Origin of the sequence: Salmonella sp. JXY0409-18 (genome assembly GCF_020268625.1) — a bacterium.
Lineage (GTDB): Bacteria > Pseudomonadota > Gammaproteobacteria > Enterobacterales > Enterobacteriaceae > Salmonella > Salmonella enterica.
In genome coordinates this window covers 4,495,141-4,514,953 of the sequence record NZ_CP084216.1, presented here as the reverse complement: position 1 = coordinate 4,514,953, position 19,813 = coordinate 4,495,141, and the positions used below count along the sequence as shown (strand labels likewise).

Genomic DNA, 19,813 nt, shown 5'->3' with positions numbered 1-19,813 from the left:
GAATGAAAGGCATCATTCTGGCGGGAGGTTCCGGTACCCGGTTGCATCCCATTACGCGCGGCGTATCAAAGCAGCTTCTGCCCGTCTACGATAAACCGATGATTTACTATCCGTTATCGGTGCTAATGCTGGCGGGCATTCGTGAGATCTTGATCATCACCACGCCGGAGGATAAACGCGACTTTCAGCGTTTGCTGGGTGACGGCGCAGCGTTCGGTATCGATTTACACTATGCCGAACAGCCCAGTCCGGACGGGCTGGCGCAGGCCTTTATCATTGGCGAAACGTTCCTCAACGGTGAACCCTCATGCCTGGTATTGGGCGACAATATCTTTTTTGGTCAGGGTTTTAGCCCCAAACTCCGTCAGGTCGCGGCGCGTACCGAAGGCGCTACAGTATTTGGCTATCAGGTCATGGACCCGGAACGCTTTGGCGTCGTGGAGTTTGACGATGATTTTCGCGCGCTCTCGCTGGAAGAAAAGCCGAAACAGCCTAAATCTAACTGGGCGGTCACCGGCCTCTATTTCTATGACAGCAAGGTCGTCGAGTATGCGAAGCGCGTGAAACCGTCCGGGCGTGGCGAGCTGGAGATCACTTCTATCAACCAGATGTATCTGGAGGAAGGTAAGCTGACTGTTGAACTGCTGGGCCGCGGTTTCGCCTGGCTGGATACGGGCACCCACGACAGTCTGATTGAGGCGAGCACTTTTGTGCAGACGGTGGAAAAGCGCCAGGGCTTCAAAATTGCCTGTCTGGAGGAAATTGCCTGGCGCAACGGCTGGCTGGATGATGATGGTTTGAAACGCGCCGCCAGTCAGCTTGAAAAAACCGGCTATGGCCAATATTTACTGGAGTTGCTCCGTGCCCGTCCGCGCCAGTATTGAACCGTTACTCTGGGAAAATACGTTCTTTGGCGTGAATAGCGGCATTGTGCGTATCGATGCCTCAGCGCCCGAATTAACGCCAGAAGCGCTGCAGGCGTGGCAACGCGTGCAGGTAAAAGTGCCGGCTGAAAACATCGCCTGGCTGTCGGCGTTGCAATCGCTGGGATTCTCTTTGGTTGAAGGCGAAGTGGATTTTGCGTTGCCGGTAAAAGGGCATCGCGACCAGCATGGCGCGGAAATTGCACACCTTACGGACATTCCTGCTTTGCGTCAGTTGGCCGGAGAGGCGTTTACGCAGAGTCGTTTTCGCGCGCCGTGGTATGCGCCCGACGCCAGCGCCCGTTTTTACGCCCAGTGGATTGAGAATGCGGTACGCGGCACGTTTGATCACCAATGTCTGGTGCTTCGCACAGAGACAGGCGCTATCCGCGGTTACGTCTCGCTGCGGGAATTGAATGATACCGACGCGCGCATTGGCCTGTTGGCCGGACGCGGCGCGGGAGCGGAACTTATGCAGGCGGCGATCTGTTGGGCGCAGAGTCGCGGCAAAGCAACATTGCGGGTGGCGACCCAGTTGGGCAACACCGCCGCGCTTAAACGTTACATACAAAGCGGTGCCAACATCGAAAGCACTGCGTACTGGTTATACAGGTGACAACATGATTCCTTTTAATGCGCCGCCGGTGGTGGGAACCGAACTCGAATACATGCAGTCTGCAATGAGCAGCGGCAAACTGTGCGGCGACGGCGGCTTTACGCGCCGTTGCCAGCAGTGGCTGGAGCAACATTTCGGCAGCGCGAAGGTGTTGCTGACGCCTTCCTGTACCGCGTCGCTGGAGATGGCGGCTCTGTTGTTGGATATTCAGCCCGGCGATGAAGTGATCATGCCGAGCTTTACGTTTGTCTCCACCGCTAACGCTTTTGTCCTGCGCGGCGCGAAAATTGTGTTTGTCGATATTCGTCCGGATACGATGAATATTGACGAAACGCTGATTGAGGCGGCAATTACTGATAAAACCCGCGCTATCGTGCCGGTACACTACGCTGGCGTCGCTTGTGAAATGGACGTCATCATGGCGCTGGCGGATAAGTATAATCTGTTCGTTGTCGAGGATGCCGCCCAGGGCGTGATGTCCACGTACAAAGGGCGCGCGTTAGGAACGATCGGTCACATCGGCTGTTTTAGCTTCCATGAAACCAAAAATTACACCGCTGGCGGCGAAGGCGGCGCGACGCTGATCAACGATCGTACGCTGATTGAACGCGCGGAGATCATCCGCGAAAAAGGCACCAACCGCAGCCAGTTCTTCCGTGGTCAGGTGGACAAATACACCTGGCGGGATATCGGCTCCAGTTATTTGATGTCCGATCTGCAGGCTGCCTACCTGTGGGCGCAACTGGAGGCCGCCGATCGTATCAATCAACAGCGTCTGTCGCTGTGGCAGACTTACTACGATGCGTTAACGCCGCTGGCGCGCGCCGGGCGTATCGAGCTGCCTTCTATTCCGGAAAACTGCGGGCATAATGCCCACATGTTTTACATCAAACTGCGGGATATCGCCGATCGCAGCGCGCTGATTAATTTCCTGAAAGAGGCGGAAATCATGGCGGTATTCCATTACATTCCGCTGCATGATTGTCCGGCGGGCGATAAATTTGGCGAGTTTATCGGGGACGATGTCTACACCACAAAAGAGAGCGAACGTTTGTTGCGTCTGCCGCTGTTTTATAACCTTGCGCCCGTCGATCAACGAACGGTGATTACTACCTTGCTAAATTATTTCTCCTGATATGTCGCTTGCTAAAGCCTCCCTGTGGACGGCGGTCAGTACGCTGGTAAAAATTGGCGCCGGACTGCTGGTGGTGAAACTACTGGCCGTCTCTTTTGGTCCGGCGGGCGTCGGACAAGCGGGTAACTTCCGCCAGATGATCACCGTGCTGGGCGTATTGGCTGGTGCCGGGATATTTAACGGCGTTACCAAACTCGTCGCACAACATCATGATAACCCGGCGCAGTTACGTACCGTGGTGGGAACCTCCTCCGCGATGGTATTGGGTTTCTCTACGCTGCTGGCGCTGGTCTTCCTGCTGGCGGCGGCGCCGATTAGCCAGGGACTGTTCGGTCATACGGACTATCAAGGGCTGGTGCGTCTGGTTGCGCTGGTACAAATGGGGATCGCCTGGGCGAACCTGCTGCTGGCGCTAATGAAGGGCTTTCGTGACGCGTCGGGTAATGCCTTATCGTTAATTGTCGGCAGCTTTTTGGGCGTCGTCGCCTGGTATCTCTGCTACCGTGTCGGCGGCTATGAAGGCGCTCTGCTTGGCCTGGCGCTGGTGCCGGCGCTGGTGGTAGTGCCAGCCGGTATGATACTGATTAAGCGCGGCACCGTCCCGCTACGCTATCTCAAGCCCTCCTGGGACAACGGTCTGGCAGGGCAGCTTAGTAAATTTACCCTGATGGCGCTGATTACCTCCGTTACGATGCCGGTCGCCTATGTGATGATGCGAAACCAACTGGCCGCGCACTATAGCTGGAGCGATGTCGGGATCTGGCAGGGCGTGAGCAGTATTTCTGATGCCTATCTGCAATTTATCACCGCCTCCTTCAGCGTTTACCTGTTACCTACGCTCTCACGCCTGACGGAAAAACAGGACATTACGCGTGAAGTGGTAAAAGCGCTGAAATTTGTTTTACCGGCGGTCGCGGCGGCGAGTTTTACCGTCTGGCTACTGCGCGATTTTGCTATCTGGCTGCTTTTTTCCGCCAAATTCACCGCGATGCGCGATCTGTTCGCCTGGCAGTTAGTGGGCGACGTGCTGAAAGTCGGCGCCTATGTTTTCGGTTATCTGGTGATTGCCAAAGCGTCGTTGCGATTTTACATTCTGGCCGAAATTAGCCAGTTCATTCTGTTAACGGCGTTCGCTCACTGGCTGATTCCCGCTCACGGCGCGCTGGGTGCGGCACAGGCTTATATGGCCACCTATATTGTCTATTTTTCACTTTGTTGCGGCGTATTTTTACTCTGGCGTAGGCGAGCATGACTGTACTGATTCACGTCCTGGGATCGGATATCCCTCACCATAACCACACCGTGTTGCGGTTTTTCAATGATACGCTGGCCGCCACAAGCGAGCACGCGCGTGAATTTATGGTTGCTGGCGAAGATAACGGCTTCACGGAAAGCTGCCCGGCGCTCTCGCTTCGTTTTTATGGCAGTAAGAAAGCGCTGGCGCAGGCGGTCATCGCCAAAGCGAAAGCAAATCGTCGGCAGAGATTCTTCTTTCACGGTCAGTTCAACACCAGCCTGTGGCTGGCGCTGTTAAGCGGCGGTATTAAGCCAGCTCAGTTTTACTGGCATATCTGGGGCGCGGATCTCTACGAAGTGTCCCACGGGCTGAAATTCCGCCTTTTCTACCCGCTTCGTCGTATCGCGCAGGGACGAGTAGGGGGCGTATTCGCGACGCGCGGCGATCTCAGCTATTTTGCGCGCCAGCACCCGGGCGTACGCGGCGAGTTGCTCTATTTCCCGACGCGCATGGATCCTTCCCTGAACTCTATGGCAAAAGAGCGCCAACGTGCGGGAAAATTGACCATTTTGGTAGGGAACTCCGGCGATCGCAGTAACGAGCATATTACGGCGTTACGGGCGGTGTATCAGCAGTTTGGCGATACGGTAAACGTGGTGGTGCCGATGGGCTATCCGGCCAATAACCAGGCCTATATTGATGAGGTTCGTCAGGTCGGTCTGGCGCTATTTAGCGCCGAAAATCTACAAATTCTTAGCGAAAAAATGGAATTTGATGCCTATCTTGCGCTGTTGCGCCAGTGCGACCTCGGTTATTTTATTTTTGCCCGCCAACAGGGGATCGGGACGTTGTGCCTGCTAATTCAGGCCGATATCCCGTGCGTGTTGAATCGCGACAATCCTTTCTGGCAGGATATGGCGGAACAGCATCTGCCCGTTCTGTTTACCACGGACGATCTTAATGAGCAGGTCGTGCGCGAGGCGCAGCGTCAGCTCGCATCGGTAGATAAAAGCGGCATCACCTTCTTTAGCCCCAACTACCTGCAACCGTGGCATAATGCGTTGAGAATCGCCGCAGGAGAAGCCGAATGAGTTTAATGCAATTCAGCGGGCTGCTGGTGGTCTGGCTGCTCTCTACGCTGTTTATCGCCACGCTGACCTGGTTTGAATTTCGCCGCGTGCGTTTTAACTTCAACGTTTTCTTTTCGTTGCTGTTTTTGTTGACCTTCTTTTTTGGTTTTCCGCTAACCAGCGTGCTGGTATTTCGTTTCGACGTTGGCGTCGCGCCGCCGGAAATCTTATTGCAGGCTCTATTATCCGCCGCCTGTTTCTACGGCGTGTATTACGTGACCTATAAAACGCGTTTACGCAAACGCGTTGTGGATGTACCACGCAAGCCGCTATTTACCATGAACCGGGTGGAAACCCACCTTACCTGGGTGATCCTGATGGGCATCGCGCTGGTGAGCGTGGCGATTTTCTTTATGCATAACGGCTTTTTGCTGTTCCGGCTGCACTCCTACAGCCAGATCTTTTCCAGCGAAGTCTCCGGCGTGGCGTTAAAACGGTTCTTCTATTTCTTCATTCCGGCGATGCTGGTGGTCTATTTCCTGCGCCAGGACAGCAAAGCGTGGCTGTTCTTTCTGGTGAGCACCGTCGCGTTTGGTCTGTTGACCTACATGATTGTCGGCGGCACGCGCGCTAACATCATTATTGCGTTTGCTATCTTCCTGTTTATCGGCATTATTCGGGGCTGGATCAGCCTGTGGATGCTGGCAGCGGCGGGCGTGCTGGGGATTGTCGGTATGTTCTGGCTGGCGCTCAAACGCTACGGATTAAATGTGAGCGGCGATGAGGCGTTCTATACGTTTCTTTATCTGACGCGCGATACCTTTTCGCCGTGGGAGAATCTGGCGCTGCTGTTGCAAAATTACCACAATATCGATTTTCAGGGGCTGGCCCCTATCGTGCGTGATTTCTACGTCTTTATTCCCACTTGGTTATGGCCGGGACGACCCAGTATCGTGCTGAATTCTGCGAATTACTTCACCTGGGAAGTCCTGAACAACCATTCTGGCCTGGCGATATCGCCAACGCTTATCGGATCGCTGGTGGTCATGGGCGGGGCGCTGTTTATTCCGCTCGGCGCGATCGTCGTCGGGCTGATTATCAAATGGTTCGACTGGCTATATGAACTGGGTAACCGGGAGCCCAATCGCTATAAGGCGGCGATTCTGCACAGTTTCTGCTTTGGCGCCATCTTTAATATGATTGTGCTGGCGCGAGAAGGGCTGGATTCGTTTGTCTCGCGCGTGGTTTTCTTCCTGGTGGTTTTTGGCGCCAGCCTGCTGGTCGCTAAGCTTCTGTTCTGGTTATTTGATAGCGCCGGACTGATTCATAAACGTACAACTTCGCTCCCTCAGGCACAGGTGGAAGGAAAACTATGACTAACAATGCCGCTGCGCCCCTTTACTCGCTGCGAGGATTACCTCTGATTGGCTGGCGCGACATGTCACACGCGCTGAATTATCTGTTTACCGATGGACAACTGAAGCAAGGTACGTTGGTGGCAATCAACGCCGAAAAGCTGCTGACGGCGGAAGATAATCCGGAAGTCCGCGCGTTGATAGCGGCGGCGGAATTTAAATATGCCGATGGCATCAGCGTGGTGCGTTCAATACGTAAAAAATTTCCGCAGGCGCAGGTTTCTCGTGTGGCTGGCGCTGACCTTTGGGAAGCGTTAATGGCGCGCGCGGGTAAAGAAGGCACGCCGGTATTTCTTGTCGGCGGCAAGCCTGAGGTGCTGGCGCAGACGGAAGCAAAACTGCGGACGCAGTGGAACGTCAATATTGTGGGTAGCCAGGACGGTTACTTTACGCCGGAGCAGCGTCAGGCGCTATTTTCGCGTATCCATGCCAGCGGCGCGAAAATTGTCACCGTCGCGATGGGATCGCCAAAACAGGAATTGCTCATGCGCGATTGTCGGGAAGTGCATCCCCATGCGCTATATATGGGGGTGGGCGGTACCTATGATGTGTTTACCGGTCACGTCAAACGCGCCCCCAAAATATGGCAGAACCTGGGGCTGGAGTGGTTGTATCGTCTGCTTTCTCAACCGAAGCGTATTACCCGCCAGATGCGTCTGCTGCGCTACCTTCGCTGGCACTATACTGGCGATCTCTAATTCTCCCTTCTGATGACTTGAGCAGCGGATTGTGCTTATGGCGCTGCTCATTTACAACACAATCGATGATTTCTTACACAATAAGTGCATTTTTTTAATGCTCCATTTGCCATTTGTCCAAATTTAAGAAAATATTCGCAACAATCGATGTACCCATAACAATAACCGGTACTACCGGAACCGTTGCAAACACGACATGAGGATTTATGGCAGAGAAAAAACCGGAGCTACAGCGTGGGCTGGAAGCTCGTCATATTGAATTGATTGCCCTTGGGGGCACCATCGGCGTCGGACTCTTTATGGGCGCCGCCAGTACGCTGAAATGGGCGGGCCCGTCAGTGCTGCTGGCGTATATCATCGCCGGATTGTTCGTCTTTTTCATTATGCGTTCGATGGGGGAGATGCTCTTTCTGGAACCTGTTACCGGCTCCTTTGCCGTGTACGCCCACCGGTATATGAGTCCTTTTTTTGGCTATCTTACCGCCTGGTCATACTGGTTTATGTGGATGGCGGTCGGGATCTCGGAAATTACCGCCATTGGGGTCTACGTCCAGTTCTGGTTTCCGGAGATGGCGCAGTGGATACCGGCGCTGATTGCCGTCGGACTGGTCGCGTTGGCGAATCTGGCTGCGGTGCGCCTGTATGGTGAAATCGAGTTCTGGTTTGCGATGATCAAAGTCACCACGATTATTGTGATGATCATCATCGGTCTGGGGGTGATTTTCTTCGGCTTTGGTAACGGCGGCCAGGCGATTGGCTTTGGTAATCTGACCGAGCATGGCGGCTTTTTTGCTGGCGGCTGGAAAGGCTTTCTGACCGCATTATGTATCGTGGTGGCCTCTTATCAGGGGGTTGAGTTGATCGGTATTACCGCCGGTGAAGCGAAGAATCCGCAGGTGACGTTGCGTAGCGCGGTGGGTAAGGTGCTGTGGCGTATCCTAATTTTTTATGTTGGCGCGATTTTCGTGATCGTCACCATTTTCCCGTGGAATGAGATTGGCAGCAACGGCAGCCCCTTTGTACTCACCTTCGCGAAAATCGGCATCACCGCCGCGGCAGGCATTATCAACTTTGTCGTGCTGACGGCGGCGCTCTCCGGCTGTAACAGCGGAATGTATAGCTGTGGGCGTATGCTTTACGCGCTGGCGAAAAACCGTCAACTGCCGGCGGCAGTCGCGAAAGTCTCTCGCCACGGCGTGCCGGTCGCGGGCGTGGCGCTCTCTATTTTGATTTTGCTGGTAGGTTCTTGCCTGAACTACATCATCCCCAATCCGCAGCGCGTCTTTGTTTACGTTTATAGCGCCAGCGTACTGCCGGGGATGGTGCCGTGGTTTGTCATTCTGATTAGCCAACTGCGCTTTCGTCGGGCGCATAAAGAAGCGATTGCGGATCATCCTTTTCGTTCCATTATGTTCCCGTGGGCGAACTATTTGACGATGGCGTTTCTGGTTTGCGTTTTAATCGGCATGTACTTTAATGAAGATACGCGCATGTCGCTGTTTGTCGGCGTCATCTTCCTGCTGGCCGTCACGCTGGTCTACAAAGTTTTCGGTCTGAATCGTCACGGAACCGCCCACAAGGTGGGGGAATAAGCGCCAAAATGCGCAAAGCATAACCAAACGCGCATTTTATTTAAAAAGGCACTGGACAGCGGGGTGTGAAGTCCGTATTATCCACCCCCGCAACGGCGCTAAGCGCCCGTAGCTCAGCTGGATAGAGCGCTGCCCTCCGGAGGCAGAGGTCTCAGGTTCGAATCCTGTCGGGCGTACCATTTATTTAGGTGCTTGAGCTGCGGTGGTTTAATACCGCGTAAAAAGTTTCAGTGGTGGCTATAGCTCAGTTGGTAGAGCCCTGGATTGTGATTCCAGTTGTCGTGGGTTCGAATCCCATTAGCCACCCCATTAATATAGAGTTGTGAAACGCGAAGGTGGCGGAATTGGTAGACGCGCTAGCTTCAGGTGTTAGTGTCCTTACGGACGTGGGGGTTCAAGTCCCCCCCCTCGCACCACGACTCAATGAATTGAACTAAAAATTCAAAAAAGCAGTATATCGGCGAGTAGCGCAGCTTGGTAGCGCAACTGGTTTGGGACCAGTGGGTCGGAGGTTCGAATCCTCTCTCGCCGACCAATTTTGAACCCCGCTTCGGCGGGGTTTTTTGTTTTCTGTTTCTTTTCAACCGCTTATCCCGCACGTGTTGCCATTATGGTTTATTGGCGATATCCCAGGCTTTATTTGTCGCTATTCGGTGACGAATAATCTATTGATTTATAATCACTTTATAAAAAACATCCTGTTCTGTCTCCGCCAGGCGACACGCTAAAACCTCGCCAGCGGCGGGGGGATGACAATCGCGTGAATTCTCTACGTTTTTTTAATACCTGCGCCTGTTTTTTAGCGGTGCAAAGATGGCACGTTATGTGCAATAATGTACGGGTAGATGCTCATTCCATCTCTTATGTTCGCCTTCTGGCCTCATAAACTCAGGAATGATGCAGAGCCGTTTACGGTGCTTATCGTCCACTGACAGATGTCGCTTACGCCTCATCAAACACCCTGGACACAACGTTGAGTGAAGCACCCCTTTATGTTGTCATACAGACCTGTTTTGACGCCTGCCCCTTAACCGGGCAGGCGTTTTTTTATGCATCCCGAATGATTTTGTGTAGGCGGTAGGCCCGGTAAGCGAAGCGCCACCGGGCAAGGGGGGATTACTGCGGGGGATTGTTCTGTAATGTCAGCATCAGGCCGTCGCGCCGCATGGCGGCGGCCTCTTCCGGTTGATGCAGTCGATCAAGCGCATCGGCAAGCCAGGCATAATCATACGCGTCCGGGCGTTGTTTCAGCGCGGCGCGGAAAGCCAGAGTCGCCTCCTGCCATTCACCGTGTTTCATTAGCGACTGACCGAGTGTGCTCCATAACAGCGGGCGATCGCCTACTGTCTTAATTTGCTGGCGCAGCACTTTCTCCAGTTGTTCCGGATTATTGGTTCTGAGGCGAGGAATGGGCAGCACCAGTCGATCGTCATACTGGCGTTTCAGACCGTCGATGATAATCTGCTGCGCCATATCATGATCGTCACATTCGATCAGATGCTCGGCCATCGCGACCTGCAGCGCCACCTGATGGCGGGTTTTACGGCTTTGGTTTTTCCACCAGGTGCGTAATCCTTCGCTGCCCTGCTCGGCGCGCGCCTGATCCATGAGTCCTATCCACGCCTGTTGTTCGAGCATGGCGCGATGCGCTTCATCGCCAACGTGCGCTTTCGCCATGGATGGGATGATATCCAGTAAAGAACTCCATGCGCTGGTGCGAATATAGGCCTGCTCCGCCAGACGCAGAACTTCCGGGTGACGCGGCGTGACCTCCAGCAGTTTGTCCACGCCGTGACGCGCCGCGTGATTTTCATTGCGCGCCAGCTGTAAGCGCACGCGTGTAATCTCGACCGGGATGGTGTCGTTCCCCGCCAGCTCTGCCGCACGTTCAAGGTGCTGATTAGCGCGTGCTTCATCGCCGCGCTGCTGCGCCGCTTCTGCCGCCAGCAGATAATTTACCACCGGTTGTTCAGCATGGTCGGCATTTTTTGACATCAGCTTTTCAACCTGCTGATAGTCGCCCTCCGCCAGCTTCAGCAGCGCCTGTTCGGTCTGCTTGCGGGCGCGACGGCGTTTACGGCCGGCAAACCAACCGCGGGTGTGCGCGCCGGTACGAAACAGACGGCGTAGCAACCACTCAATGGCGAATAGCACCACCATAGCGACGATGAGAATGATCGCCAGGCCGGTGACGCTGGTTTCAATGTTGTAGTTATCGGTCTGGATTAACACATAGCCCTGGTGACCGGCTATCATCGGGCCGACCACGATACCCGCGAGCAACAACACAAAGAGCAATAATACTTTTAGCATCATTATTCTCCTTGCGGCGCGGCTGCCGGAGCGTCTGTCTGCGTGGCAGGCGCTGCCGTAGAGACTGTCGGTTGCGCCAGCAGATTACGCACGCGGGTTTGCATCAGTTTTTCAAGAATCGCCTGGCTTTCCAGGGTTTCCGGCAGATCCATCGTGATATTTTGCTGGCTTAATTTATCGACCTCCTCCAGGAAGGCTTTTGTCGCGGCGTCGTCAGTATCGTAATAAGCGCGAACCCAGGTCGAAACGTTATCCAGCGCCTGACGGTATGTTTCTTCCTGATGGCGTGGCACGGCCTGCGCGGCGACTAACAGGCGAGAGCGAATATTTTCGCGTAAATAGACGTCCTGGTTGGGCGCCAACAGCGGTACAGCGGTATCATCGCGGCGGCGAATGGTAATAAAGCTGTCCATAAAGTTCTGCCAGCTTTTTTGCAGGTTAACGCGCCATTCGCTTAGCGAGCTGGACAGCTCGCTGCTGTCTGAATCCATCGGCGAACCATCGGTATCGTTATCCGCCAGACGCAAGTTATCGATTTGGTTAGAGAGCTGATTGAGCTTGAGAATAATGCCGTCGTAGTCGATCTGCGCAACGGATGACAGGCTGGCGATATCGTCAGTAATCGCGCGTCGTGCGGTAATGAGGCTGGGGTCATTCATGTCCGCCAGACTGGCGTCAGCGCTTTTGAGCAACGCAGCGGCGGTAGTGACGTCCTGATCGCTCCACAGCTTACGTCCGGCGAGTTTCACCAGGAAATCAGCCTGCGCCAGCAGCCAGGTTTTAGCATCGCTGCCGGAAATAGTGGCGACTTTTTGTTGTACTTCATCAAGCTGTTTCGCCAGCGCCGCCTGTTGGCGATTCGCGTCATCTAACTGCGCCGCTTGTTTTTTGATAATCCCTTCCAGCTCCGCTTTTTGGCTCTCCTGTGCCTTTTGCAAGGCGGTTAGTTGCGTCGCCAGCGCATCGCTGGTTTCCGTTTGCGCGGTTGCTTGCTGTTTCCCCCAGCCATAAAGCCCAATACCTGCCGCCAGGGCAATCGCAATCGCCACCGCGCTTAATACCAGCGCGGCGCCGTTCTTACTTTTTTTCTCGGTATTAACTGGCTGTGGCGTGGTTTCCACGCTCTCCCTGGTCTCATCAACCACGGCGGAGGATTTTTCTTGTTCCGTCATTATGGCATCCCATTATGAGAGTTATTGTAATGCGCGCAACAGCGCATCGTTGTCGGCGTTATCAGCGACCTTAATATCTTGCCAGCCCAGTTCCCGGGCGAGGTGCGCCAGACGCTCACTGACGACCAATAGCCGACAGCGTAGTAACCAGTGCTCACGATACCACTGGGGAGTCAGCGACCAGAGCCGTTGCAACATCTCGCCGCTGGTAACAACAAGTGTTGTTACGCCGCGAGTATGCCAGCGCATCGCTTCTTCCGCGCCATCGTAATGTTTCGCACATCGTTGATAACATTCACAAAAACTGACTTCGGCTCCGCGAGCTGTCAGGGTTTCGCCCAGCAGTTCGCGGCCGCCATTGCCACGCAAAATCAGCGCGCGTTTGCCCGCAATATTTTGTAATTCAGGTAATTGTAGCAAGGCTTCGCTGATTTCCCGATCCAATGGATAACGAATATCGAACCCGCTAACGGTATGAAGGGCGAGCGCCGTGGTGCGGCCAATCGCGAAATAGCGCGGCGACGCAGGCCAGTTTCGACCATCCCGCTGGAGCTGGGCGTGAGCAAAGGCGACGGCGTGCTGTGAAAGGGCAAAAACCAGATCGTTTTCCGTCAGAGTCGCCAGGCGGTCGGCCAGGGTGGGTAGCTCCCGACCGGCGACAAATTCAATCAGTGGAAAACTCCAGGCCACCTGCCCCAGTGCGCGCAGACGGCTCACTAACGCTTCCCCTGCGGGAGAGGGGCGGGTGATCAGAATACTCATGCGGGCGTCTCGCCGTTATAAACTTCCGTCAGAATCGCGCGCGCGCCGTTTTCCAGCAGTTCCTCTGCAAGCGAGATGCCCATTTGCTCCGCCTGCTCGGGAGAACCACGACGTTCGCCGCGCACCATCACCGAACCGTCCGGCGCGCCAACCAGCGCGCGTAACCAAATTTCACCGTTGATGATTTCTGCATAGCTGCCAATCGGCACCTGACAACCGCCTTCCAGGCGGGTGTTCATAGCGCGTTCCGCCGTTACGCGTAGCGCGGTTTGCGAGTGATTCAACGGTGCGAGCAGCGCCTGCGTTCGCGCGTCGTCAAGACGACACTCAATCCCGACGGCGCCCTGGCCTACGGCAGGAAGTGAAACGTCGGGCGGCAAGGCTGTGCGAATGCGCGACTCCAGACCTAAGCGTTTCAGACCGGCCACGGCCAGGATAATGGCGTCATAGTCGCCGTTGTCCAGCTTGCCGAGACGTGTGCCGACGTTGCCGCGCAACGAACGGATAATGAGGTCCGGACGGCGCTCCGCCAGTTGACACTGACGACGCAAACTGGACGTCCCGACGATACTACCCGCGGGCAGATCGTCCAGACTGTGATATTTATTCGAGACAAACGCGTCGCGCGGATCTTCGCGCTCGCAAATGGTCACCAGACCGAGACCATCCGGGAAGGCCACCGGAACGTCTTTCATAGAGTGCACGGCGATATCAGCGCGCTTTTCCAGCAGCGCGATTTCAAGCTCTTTAACAAACAGTCCCTTACCGCCCACTTTCGCCAGGGGAGTATCGAGAATCACGTCGCCGCGTGTGACCATCGGCACCAGTTCTACCGTCAGTCCCGGATGGGTTGCCATCAATGCGTCTTTGACATAATGTGCCTGCCAAAGCGCAAGGGGACTTTGGCGTGTGGCAATTCTTAAAACATTGTCTAACATGCTTGTTACCGTCATTATCAATCATTGACCATCCTAACATCCTTATAGAGAGTATGTTAGTTTTCCGGTCACCGTGAGTGAGAGGATAAGGCGCAGTGTCGTCAATGACAGTGAATAATGACGAGAAACCGCCAGCCCGTATTTAAGAATTTACACGCAGCGAACGGTGCTACACTTGTATGTAGCGCATCTTTCTTTACGGTCAATGAGCAAGGTGTTAAATTGATCACGTTTTAGACCATTTTTTCGTCGGTATTGGATAAAAATATGCAGGCGAGAATGGGTAACGGTTATTTTTGACATACGGTTTATCCCGAATGGCGACGGTCAAGTACTGACCTGCACCATGACGGGTAGCAACATCAGGCGATACGTCTTGTACCTCTATATTGAGACTCTGAAACAGAGACTGGATGCCATAAATCAACTGCGTGTGGATCGCGCGCTTGCTGCCATGGGACCCGCTTTTCAGCAGGTTTACAGTCTTCTGCCGACATTATTGCACTATCACCATCCACTGATGCCGGGTTACCTTGATGGTAACGTTCCCAGCGGTATTTGCTTCTACACGCCTGATGAAACCCAACGCCACTATCTGAACGAACTTGAGCTGTACCGCGGTATGACGCCGCAGGACCCGCCGAAGGGCGAGCTGCCGATTACCGGCGTTTACACCATGGGCAGCACCTCCTCGGTCGGGCAGAGCTGCTCGTCCGACCTGGATATCTGGGTGTGCCATCAGTCCTGGCTCGACGGTGAAGAGCGTCAGTTGCTGCAACGTAAGTGTAGCCTGCTGGAAAGCTGGGCCGCCTCGCTTGGCGTTGAGGTGAGCTTCTTCCTGATCGACGAGAACCGTTTCCGCCATAACGAAAGCGGCAGTCTGGGCGGGGAAGACTGTGGTTCTACGCAGCATATCCTGTTGCTTGATGAGTTTTATCGTACCGCTGTGCGCCTGGCCGGGAAGCGTATCCTGTGGAGTATGGTGCCGTGCGACGAAGAAGAGCATTACGACGACTATGTCATGACGCTCTACGCGCAGGGCGTATTAACGCCAAATGAATGGCTGGATCTGGGGGGCTTAAGCTCGCTCTCCGCCGAAGAGTACTTTGGCGCCAGCCTGTGGCAGCTATACAAGAGCATTGACTCGCCGTACAAAGCAGTGCTGAAAACGCTGCTGCTGGAAGCCTACTCATGGGAATATCCCAACCCACGTCTGCTGGCGAAAGATATTAAACAACGTCTGCATGACGGTGAAATCGTATCGTTTGGACTCGATCCCTACTGCATGATGCTGGAACGGGTCACTGAATACCTGACGGCGATTGAAGATCCGACGCGGCTGGATTTAGTCCGCCGCTGCTTTTACCTGAAAGTGTGCGAGAAATTAAGTCGCGAGCGTGCCTGCGTAGGCTGGCGTCGGGAAGTATTAAGCCAGTTAGTCAGCGAGTGGGGATGGGACGACGCGCGTCTGACCATGCTCGATAATCGCGCAAACTGGAAAATCGATCAGGTGCGCGAAGCTCACAACGAATTGCTCGACGCCATGATGCAAAGCTATCGTAATCTGATTCGCTTTGCGCGGCGCAACAACCTCAGCGTGAGTGCCAGCCCGCAGGATATCGGCGTACTGACGCGTAAGCTGTACGCGGCGTTTGAAGCGTTGCCGGGTAAAGTCACGCTGGTGAACCCGCAGATATCGCCGGATCTGTCCGAGCCGAATTTAACCTTTATCCATGTGCCGCCGGGACGCGCCAACCGTTCAGGCTGGTATCTCTACAACCGCGCGCCGAACATGGATTCCATCATCAGTCATCAGCCGCTGGAATATAACCGTTATCTTAATAAGCTGGTCGCGTGGGCGTGGTTCAACGGCCTGCTGACGTCGCGAACGCATCTGTTTATTAAGGGCAACGGTATTGTCGACCTGCCTAAGTTGCAGGAGATGGTCGCCGATGTTTCGCACCATTTCCCGCTGCGCTTGCCTGCTCCGACGCCGAAAGCGCTCTACAGCCCCTGTGAAATTCGCCATCTGGCGATTATCGTTAACCTCGAATATGACCCGACGGCGGCGTTTCGCAATAAAGTGGTCCATTTTGACTTCCGTAAGCTGGACGTTTTCAGCTTTGGCGAAGAGCAAAACTGTCTGATAGGCAGTATCGACTTGTTATATCGCAACTCGTGGAACGAAGTGCGTACTCTGCACTTTAACGGCGAGCAGGCGATGATCGAAGCGCTGAAAACGATTCTGGGGAAAATGCACCAGGATGCCGCGCCGCCGGATAGCGTCGAAGTGTTCTGCTACAGTCAGCATCTTCGCGGTTTGATTCGTACCCGCGTGCAGCAGCTGGTCTCCGAATGTATCGAGCTACGTCTTTCCAGCACCCGTCAGGAGACCGGTCGATTCAAGGCGCTGCGGGTTTCCGGGCAGACGTGGGGACTATTCTTCGAACGCTTGAATGTCTCGGTGCAGAAGCTGGAGAACGCTATCGAATTCTACGGCGCGATTTCGCATAACAAGCTGCACGGGCTGTCGGTACAGGTGGAAACCAACCAGGTGAAATTGCCGTCAGTGGTGGATGGCTTCGCCAGCGAAGGGATTATCCAGTTCTTCTTTGAAGAAACGGGCGATGAGAAAGGCTTTAATATTTATATTCTGGATGAAAGTAACCGGGCGGAAGTGTATCACCACTGCGAGGGTAGCAAGGAAGAACTGGTGCGCGACGTCAGCCGCTTCTATTCGTCATCGCACGATCGCTTCACGTATGGCTCCAGTTTTATCAACTTTAACCTGCCGCAGTTCTACCAGATAGTGAAAACCGATGGCCGCGAGCAGGTGATCCCATTCCGTACGCAGCCTATCAACACCGTGCCGCCAGCAAACCAGGATCATGACGCGCCGCTATTGCAGCAGTATTTTTCCTGAGGATTTTTGCCCGGTGGCGGCTACGCCTTACCGGGCCTACAGTAAGCCGGATAAGCAAAGCGCATCCGGCAAATAAATCAACGAAAACTCACCTTTTCACCCGCCTGCTGCGTTGCCGCCTGCCCCAGCAGATCCCAGAAGGTTTCGCCGCTGCGATCGCAAATCCACTCGTCGCCTTTCAGGTCAAAGTGATAGCCGCCCTGTTTGGTCGCCAGCCATACCTGATGCAGCGGCTCCTGACGGTTAATAATGATTTTACTGCCGTTCTCAAAGCTGAGGGTCAGCACGCCGCCGTTGATTTCGCAGTCGATATCGCTGTCGCCGTCCCAGCTATCGAGGCGTTCTTCAATGGTGAGCCACAGGGCGTCAGCCAGGCGATGAAATTCACTGTCGTTCATTGTTTTATCCCGCTATTGAGTGATAGCGCCAGTATAAGGGGAAGCGTCAGCTTCTGGAACCGATACGCCTTAGCGTTGTGAGCGGTAAAGAATAAAACCCAGCGGTAGATAAATGGCGATAAATAGCGCACTGGCAATGAGGATGACGGACGCATTAACCGGGAAATGGTTCAGAGCCGACAGCATTGCTACCATCAGCACGACGCAGCTGCCGCAAAGGAGAAAATGCAGCAGGATTAGGGGATAGCGTGGCTTTGCTTTGATATCCAAAAGAGCGCTAAGCAGACCGAGTACCGCGCTTATCGTCAGGACTCCGGCAGCTTCAACACCGTTTATCGTGCCGTGCATAATGCTTTCAATAATGACGTAAATGCATGAACCGATCCCCACGCCCCGAAGGGCGTTTTTCAAATGTTTATCCAAGCGCGCAAAACGGCTTAGCGGCGTGATTTTTGGCATTCCTGTGCCTGCGTTATGATGATGATGTCTTTATTGTTGGTGTACCTGACGTTCCTATTCAGAGTATGCGTCTTATCCGGGCAGGGGGATGCTGTTCGGTAAAGCTGGCTGCCAATCCACGTATAAACGTAGCGGTTGTCATACGCAAAACGCTCGGTGACTTTTAGCGGCCCATTGATGCTAAACATCTGAATACCCTGACCTTGTTGGCTATCACGCATAAAATAGCTGTGCTCTTTTCCGGCGTTAATTTTCCGGTTCAGGAAGGGGGTTGCGCTATCCAGTTCCAGCGTTTCCAACTGGTCTTCGCCAAAAGGTGAGAGCCTCGCAATGTATAGCCGGTTCTTATATTGCGCTATGCGATCGTTAACCAGATGAAACTGACTCGGGTCAACGTTGGGAATGGTTTGCCAACGGCCCCACTCGCCGTCAGGTGACAGAGACTTGCGCCAGCGAACCGCTGTTTTGCCGATGTCAAAGGTGCCATCGGTTTTAACATAGGCTGTTTTTACGGAAGGATCGCGCGGGATACCCGTGGCGATAAAAGAGCCATCCTCCATGAGAGCGCCATCTAACTGGGCTATGCGGTAATCCACCCAATAGCCGTATCCTGAGTACGTTGTTTGCCATTTCACGCGTAGAGCTTTGGGATTGGGCGTGGGATAGCGCCACAGTTGAGCGCCATCAAACGCGTAAACATAGCGATCGTCGCGCGCGTACCATTTTTTGTAATGTGGGCTGTCGCCCAGATGCGCTTCTGTCTCGCCCGGAACGTGATAGTCCATCAGAATAAGCGGGCCAGCCGACTCGAATACCTGCAATCCGTCTTCTTCCTTAAAGTCGGATCGCGTTTTAGTGAGTAAATAACCGTGATGCCGCCCGGCATTAAAACGCTTGTCTATCACCAGATTTGGGTTATCCAGCGTGACGACATCCAGTTGGTTTTCGCCGAATTCCGTTTTCCTGATGACATAAAGCCGATCCTGATACTGCGCCACCGCATTACTGAGCGGATGAAATTGTTCCGGGTCAAGGCCGGGGATTTCGGCAAATTTACATCCCGGACCTTTACGCCACAGAACGCGTTTTTCCTGCAGGTTGAACGCATCACAGTGTTTTTCAATTTGCATGTCCCAATCCAGGTTGTTCTGGTTGAGAACGTAACGGTGCAAGCCGTTTTTATCGCGCCAGGTCAATAGAGAACCGGGCATCCAGCGCACCACGGAAAAGGTATCCGGATCGGCGTCCAATAGTTCGCCATTGAGCATTATTTTTGTACGCGTGCGGGCCAGCGTATCCCAGGGACCAAAGGGGACAGCGACACACGGATTAAATGTGGCGGAAAATTTACCGCGCTGATCCCAGGGCTTTTGCGCCAGAACGGTGAAACTGTCCGGGTCGCTCAGGCGATGCCCTTCGACATAAAGAAAGCGATCGTCGCGCAGCGTCAAGCCCATCAGGTCTGGTTTCCACTGGCTGCTGAATTCAACTTTGCGCAATGACTGTAAATTAACGCGGTTTTCGCCGCCGTTGTCATCCGTTCGTTTGCCTTCGTAATAGAGACTATTTTTATCAACACCGATTTTGCCAAAGGCGCGAAATGAGGCGACATCTACCGATGGCGTCCCCGGCGGATTACGCATGATTTTTCCACCGTACAGAATAACGCGTCCGTCGCTGTAGTAGGAAAAGTGCGGGAAGATAGCCTGTGCACCGGTATGAACGTGATCGGTCGTCAGGTCGGTGAGCGGTGGTTCCCTGTCCCACTCATCCTGAGTTGCTGGGTTAATCAATGAATTGGGTAACCGACGCAGGCGTTTGAAATTCACCTCCGGCAACGAAAGATTGTTCTCCTCTTCTGGCTGGAGATAAACCACGCCGCTGCCTTGCCGTTGATAAACATTGTGCGGAGATTCACTTAGCCGGCATCCCCAGGCGGGAGGCAGCAGAAGTGAAAGCGAAAAAAGGCAAAACAAATTACGATATTGCATAAGGTCATCCGGACGTGGTACGTAAACCTAAAGTGATTAGCAAAGCATGTTTCCTGATGTAAATGCGCAATAATCATGGCAACGCGCCGCTTTTCAGATTTTATAAAGAGCCCCTAAACGCTTGCTTTTACGCCTTCTCCTGCGATGATAGAAAATAGAAAGCATGAACTT

At 54.0% G+C, this 19,813-nt stretch carries 16 protein-coding genes and 4 tRNA genes; 13 read left to right on the top strand and 7 right to left on the bottom strand.

Going from position 1 to position 19,813, the window contains the following annotated elements:
- The first annotated feature begins 2 nt into the window (after window positions 1-2).
- From rfbA to LDB27_RS21830, 12 genes are all read left to right on the top strand, one after another.
- The gene (gene rfbA / locus LDB27_RS21885) at window positions 3-884 is read left to right on the top strand and encodes a glucose-1-phosphate thymidylyltransferase RfbA (protein ID WP_000676077.1); all 882 of its coding nucleotides are present in this window, start codon (window positions 3-5) and stop codon (window positions 882-884) included.
- Complete coding sequence (gene rffC, locus LDB27_RS21880; RefSeq protein ID WP_001145156.1) at window positions 862-1,539, top strand: dTDP-4-amino-4,6-dideoxy-D-galactose acyltransferase; 678 nt, start codon at window positions 862-864, stop codon at window positions 1,537-1,539. Before rfbA ends, rffC begins: the two co-directional genes overlap by 23 nt.
- Window positions 1,540-1,543: 4 nt before the next feature.
- On the top strand, window positions 1,544-2,674 hold the full coding sequence (rffA, locus tag LDB27_RS21875; protein ID WP_000612080.1) for a dTDP-4-amino-4,6-dideoxygalactose transaminase: 1,131 nt from the start codon (window positions 1,544-1,546) through the stop codon (window positions 2,672-2,674).
- 1 nt (window position 2,675) lies between these two features.
- A complete protein-coding gene (gene wzxE / locus LDB27_RS21870) occupies window positions 2,676-3,926 on the top strand; it encodes a lipid III flippase WzxE (RefSeq protein WP_000050298.1) in 1,251 nt (416 codons plus the stop codon).
- Window positions 3,923-5,002, top strand: coding sequence for a TDP-N-acetylfucosamine:lipid II N-acetylfucosaminyltransferase (locus LDB27_RS21865; RefSeq protein ID WP_000217190.1), 1,080 nt, complete (start codon window positions 3,923-3,925; stop codon window positions 5,000-5,002). The genes wzxE and LDB27_RS21865 overlap by 4 nt, the downstream gene beginning before the upstream one ends.
- Window positions 4,999-6,357, top strand: a complete 1,359-nt coding sequence (wzyE, locus tag LDB27_RS21860; RefSeq protein ID WP_000055605.1) for an ECA oligosaccharide polymerase — start codon at window positions 4,999-5,001, stop codon at window positions 6,355-6,357. Before LDB27_RS21865 ends, wzyE begins: the two co-directional genes overlap by 4 nt.
- Window positions 6,354-7,094: a lipopolysaccharide N-acetylmannosaminouronosyltransferase gene (wecG, locus tag LDB27_RS21855; RefSeq protein ID WP_225519899.1), complete on the top strand. Its 741-nt coding sequence runs from the start codon at window positions 6,354-6,356 to the stop codon at window positions 7,092-7,094. The genes wzyE and wecG overlap by 4 nt, the downstream gene beginning before the upstream one ends.
- A gap of 206 nt (window positions 7,095-7,300) precedes the next feature.
- Complete coding sequence (gene thrP, locus LDB27_RS21850; protein WP_000818378.1) at window positions 7,301-8,686, top strand: bifunctional threonine/serine APC transporter ThrP; 1,386 nt, start codon at window positions 7,301-7,303, stop codon at window positions 8,684-8,686.
- Window positions 8,687-8,788: 102 nt separating this feature from the next.
- Window positions 8,789-8,865, top strand: a tRNA-Arg gene (locus LDB27_RS21845).
- 54 nt (window positions 8,866-8,919) lie between these two features.
- Window positions 8,920-8,995: transfer RNA gene (locus LDB27_RS21840), tRNA-His, on the top strand.
- Between the two features lie 20 nt (window positions 8,996-9,015).
- Window positions 9,016-9,102, top strand: a tRNA-Leu gene (locus LDB27_RS21835).
- A 42-nt stretch (window positions 9,103-9,144) separates the two neighbouring features.
- A tRNA-Pro gene (locus LDB27_RS21830) sits at window positions 9,145-9,221 on the top strand.
- A 581-nt stretch (window positions 9,222-9,802) separates the two neighbouring features.
- On the opposite strand, the gene hemY is transcribed toward LDB27_RS21830, so the two are convergent.
- The 4 genes from hemY to hemC are packed head-to-tail and all read right to left on the bottom strand — an operon-like array spanning window position 9,803 to window position 13,871.
- Window positions 9,803-10,999, bottom strand: coding sequence for a protoheme IX biogenesis protein HemY (hemY, locus tag LDB27_RS21825; RefSeq protein ID WP_001546072.1), 1,197 nt, complete (start codon window positions 10,997-10,999; stop codon window positions 9,803-9,805).
- 2 nt (window positions 11,000-11,001) lie between these two features.
- Window positions 11,002-12,171, bottom strand: coding sequence for a uroporphyrinogen-III C-methyltransferase (hemX, locus tag LDB27_RS21820; RefSeq protein WP_000138960.1), 1,170 nt, complete (start codon window positions 12,169-12,171; stop codon window positions 11,002-11,004).
- Between the two features lie 21 nt (window positions 12,172-12,192).
- A complete protein-coding gene (gene hemD, locus LDB27_RS21815; protein WP_000025495.1) occupies window positions 12,193-12,933 on the bottom strand; it encodes a uroporphyrinogen-III synthase in 741 nt (246 codons plus the stop codon).
- Window positions 12,930-13,871 carry a hydroxymethylbilane synthase gene (gene hemC / locus LDB27_RS21810; protein ID WP_001521319.1) on the bottom strand — a complete coding sequence of 314 codons (942 nt, stop codon included), beginning with the start codon at window positions 13,869-13,871 and terminating at the stop codon, window positions 12,930-12,932. Before hemC ends, hemD begins: the two co-directional genes overlap by 4 nt.
- Before the next feature lie 376 nt (window positions 13,872-14,247).
- Between hemC and cyaA the strand changes: the two genes are divergently transcribed.
- On the top strand, window positions 14,248-16,794 hold the full coding sequence (cyaA, locus tag LDB27_RS21805) for a class I adenylate cyclase (RefSeq protein ID WP_000281719.1): 2,547 nt from the start codon (window positions 14,248-14,250) through the stop codon (window positions 16,792-16,794).
- Between the two features lie 77 nt (window positions 16,795-16,871).
- On the opposite strand, the gene cyaY is transcribed toward cyaA, so the two are convergent.
- From cyaY to LDB27_RS21790, 3 genes are all read right to left on the bottom strand, one after another.
- On the bottom strand, window positions 16,872-17,192 hold the full coding sequence (gene cyaY / locus LDB27_RS21800) for an iron donor protein CyaY (RefSeq protein WP_000999928.1): 321 nt from the start codon (window positions 17,190-17,192) through the stop codon (window positions 16,872-16,874).
- A gap of 69 nt (window positions 17,193-17,261) precedes the next feature.
- Window positions 17,262-17,651, bottom strand: coding sequence for a DUF3021 family protein (locus tag LDB27_RS21795; protein WP_001124433.1), 390 nt, complete (start codon window positions 17,649-17,651; stop codon window positions 17,262-17,264).
- Entirely contained in the window at window positions 17,630-19,642 is a 2,013-nt protein-coding gene (locus tag LDB27_RS21790; RefSeq protein ID WP_001530890.1) for a hypothetical protein, read from the bottom strand. Before LDB27_RS21790 ends, LDB27_RS21795 begins: the two co-directional genes overlap by 22 nt.
- Between the last annotated feature and the right edge of the window lie 171 nt (window positions 19,643-19,813).

Coding starts and splice junctions, on each gene's coding strand:
- rfbA (WP_000676077.1), top strand. CDS start 3: ATGAAAGGCATCATTCTGGCGGGAGGTTCCGGTACCCGGTTGCATCCC.
- rffA (WP_000612080.1), top strand. CDS start 1,544: ATGATTCCTTTTAATGCGCCGCCGGTGGTGGGAACCGAACTCGAATAC.
- wzxE (WP_000050298.1), top strand. CDS start 2,676: ATGTCGCTTGCTAAAGCCTCCCTGTGGACGGCGGTCAGTACGCTGGTA.
- LDB27_RS21865 (WP_000217190.1), top strand. CDS start 3,923: ATGACTGTACTGATTCACGTCCTGGGATCGGATATCCCTCACCATAAC.
- wzyE (WP_000055605.1), top strand. CDS start 4,999: ATGAGTTTAATGCAATTCAGCGGGCTGCTGGTGGTCTGGCTGCTCTCT.
- wecG (WP_225519899.1), top strand. CDS start 6,354: ATGACTAACAATGCCGCTGCGCCCCTTTACTCGCTGCGAGGATTACCT.
- thrP (WP_000818378.1), top strand. CDS start 7,301: ATGGCAGAGAAAAAACCGGAGCTACAGCGTGGGCTGGAAGCTCGTCAT.
- hemY (WP_001546072.1), bottom strand. CDS start 10,999: ATGCTAAAAGTATTATTGCTCTTTGTGTTGTTGCTCGCGGGTATCGTG.
- hemX (WP_000138960.1), bottom strand. CDS start 12,171: ATGACGGAACAAGAAAAATCCTCCGCCGTGGTTGATGAGACCAGGGAG.
- hemD (WP_000025495.1), bottom strand. CDS start 12,933: ATGAGTATTCTGATCACCCGCCCCTCTCCCGCAGGGGAAGCGTTAGTG.
- hemC (WP_001521319.1), bottom strand. CDS start 13,871: ATGTTAGACAATGTTTTAAGAATTGCCACACGCCAAAGTCCCCTTGCG.
- cyaY (WP_000999928.1), bottom strand. CDS start 17,192: ATGAACGACAGTGAATTTCATCGCCTGGCTGACGCCCTGTGGCTCACC.
- LDB27_RS21795 (WP_001124433.1), bottom strand. CDS start 17,651: ATGCCAAAAATCACGCCGCTAAGCCGTTTTGCGCGCTTGGATAAACAT.
- LDB27_RS21790 (WP_001530890.1), bottom strand. CDS start 19,642: ATGCAATATCGTAATTTGTTTTGCCTTTTTTCGCTTTCACTTCTGCTG.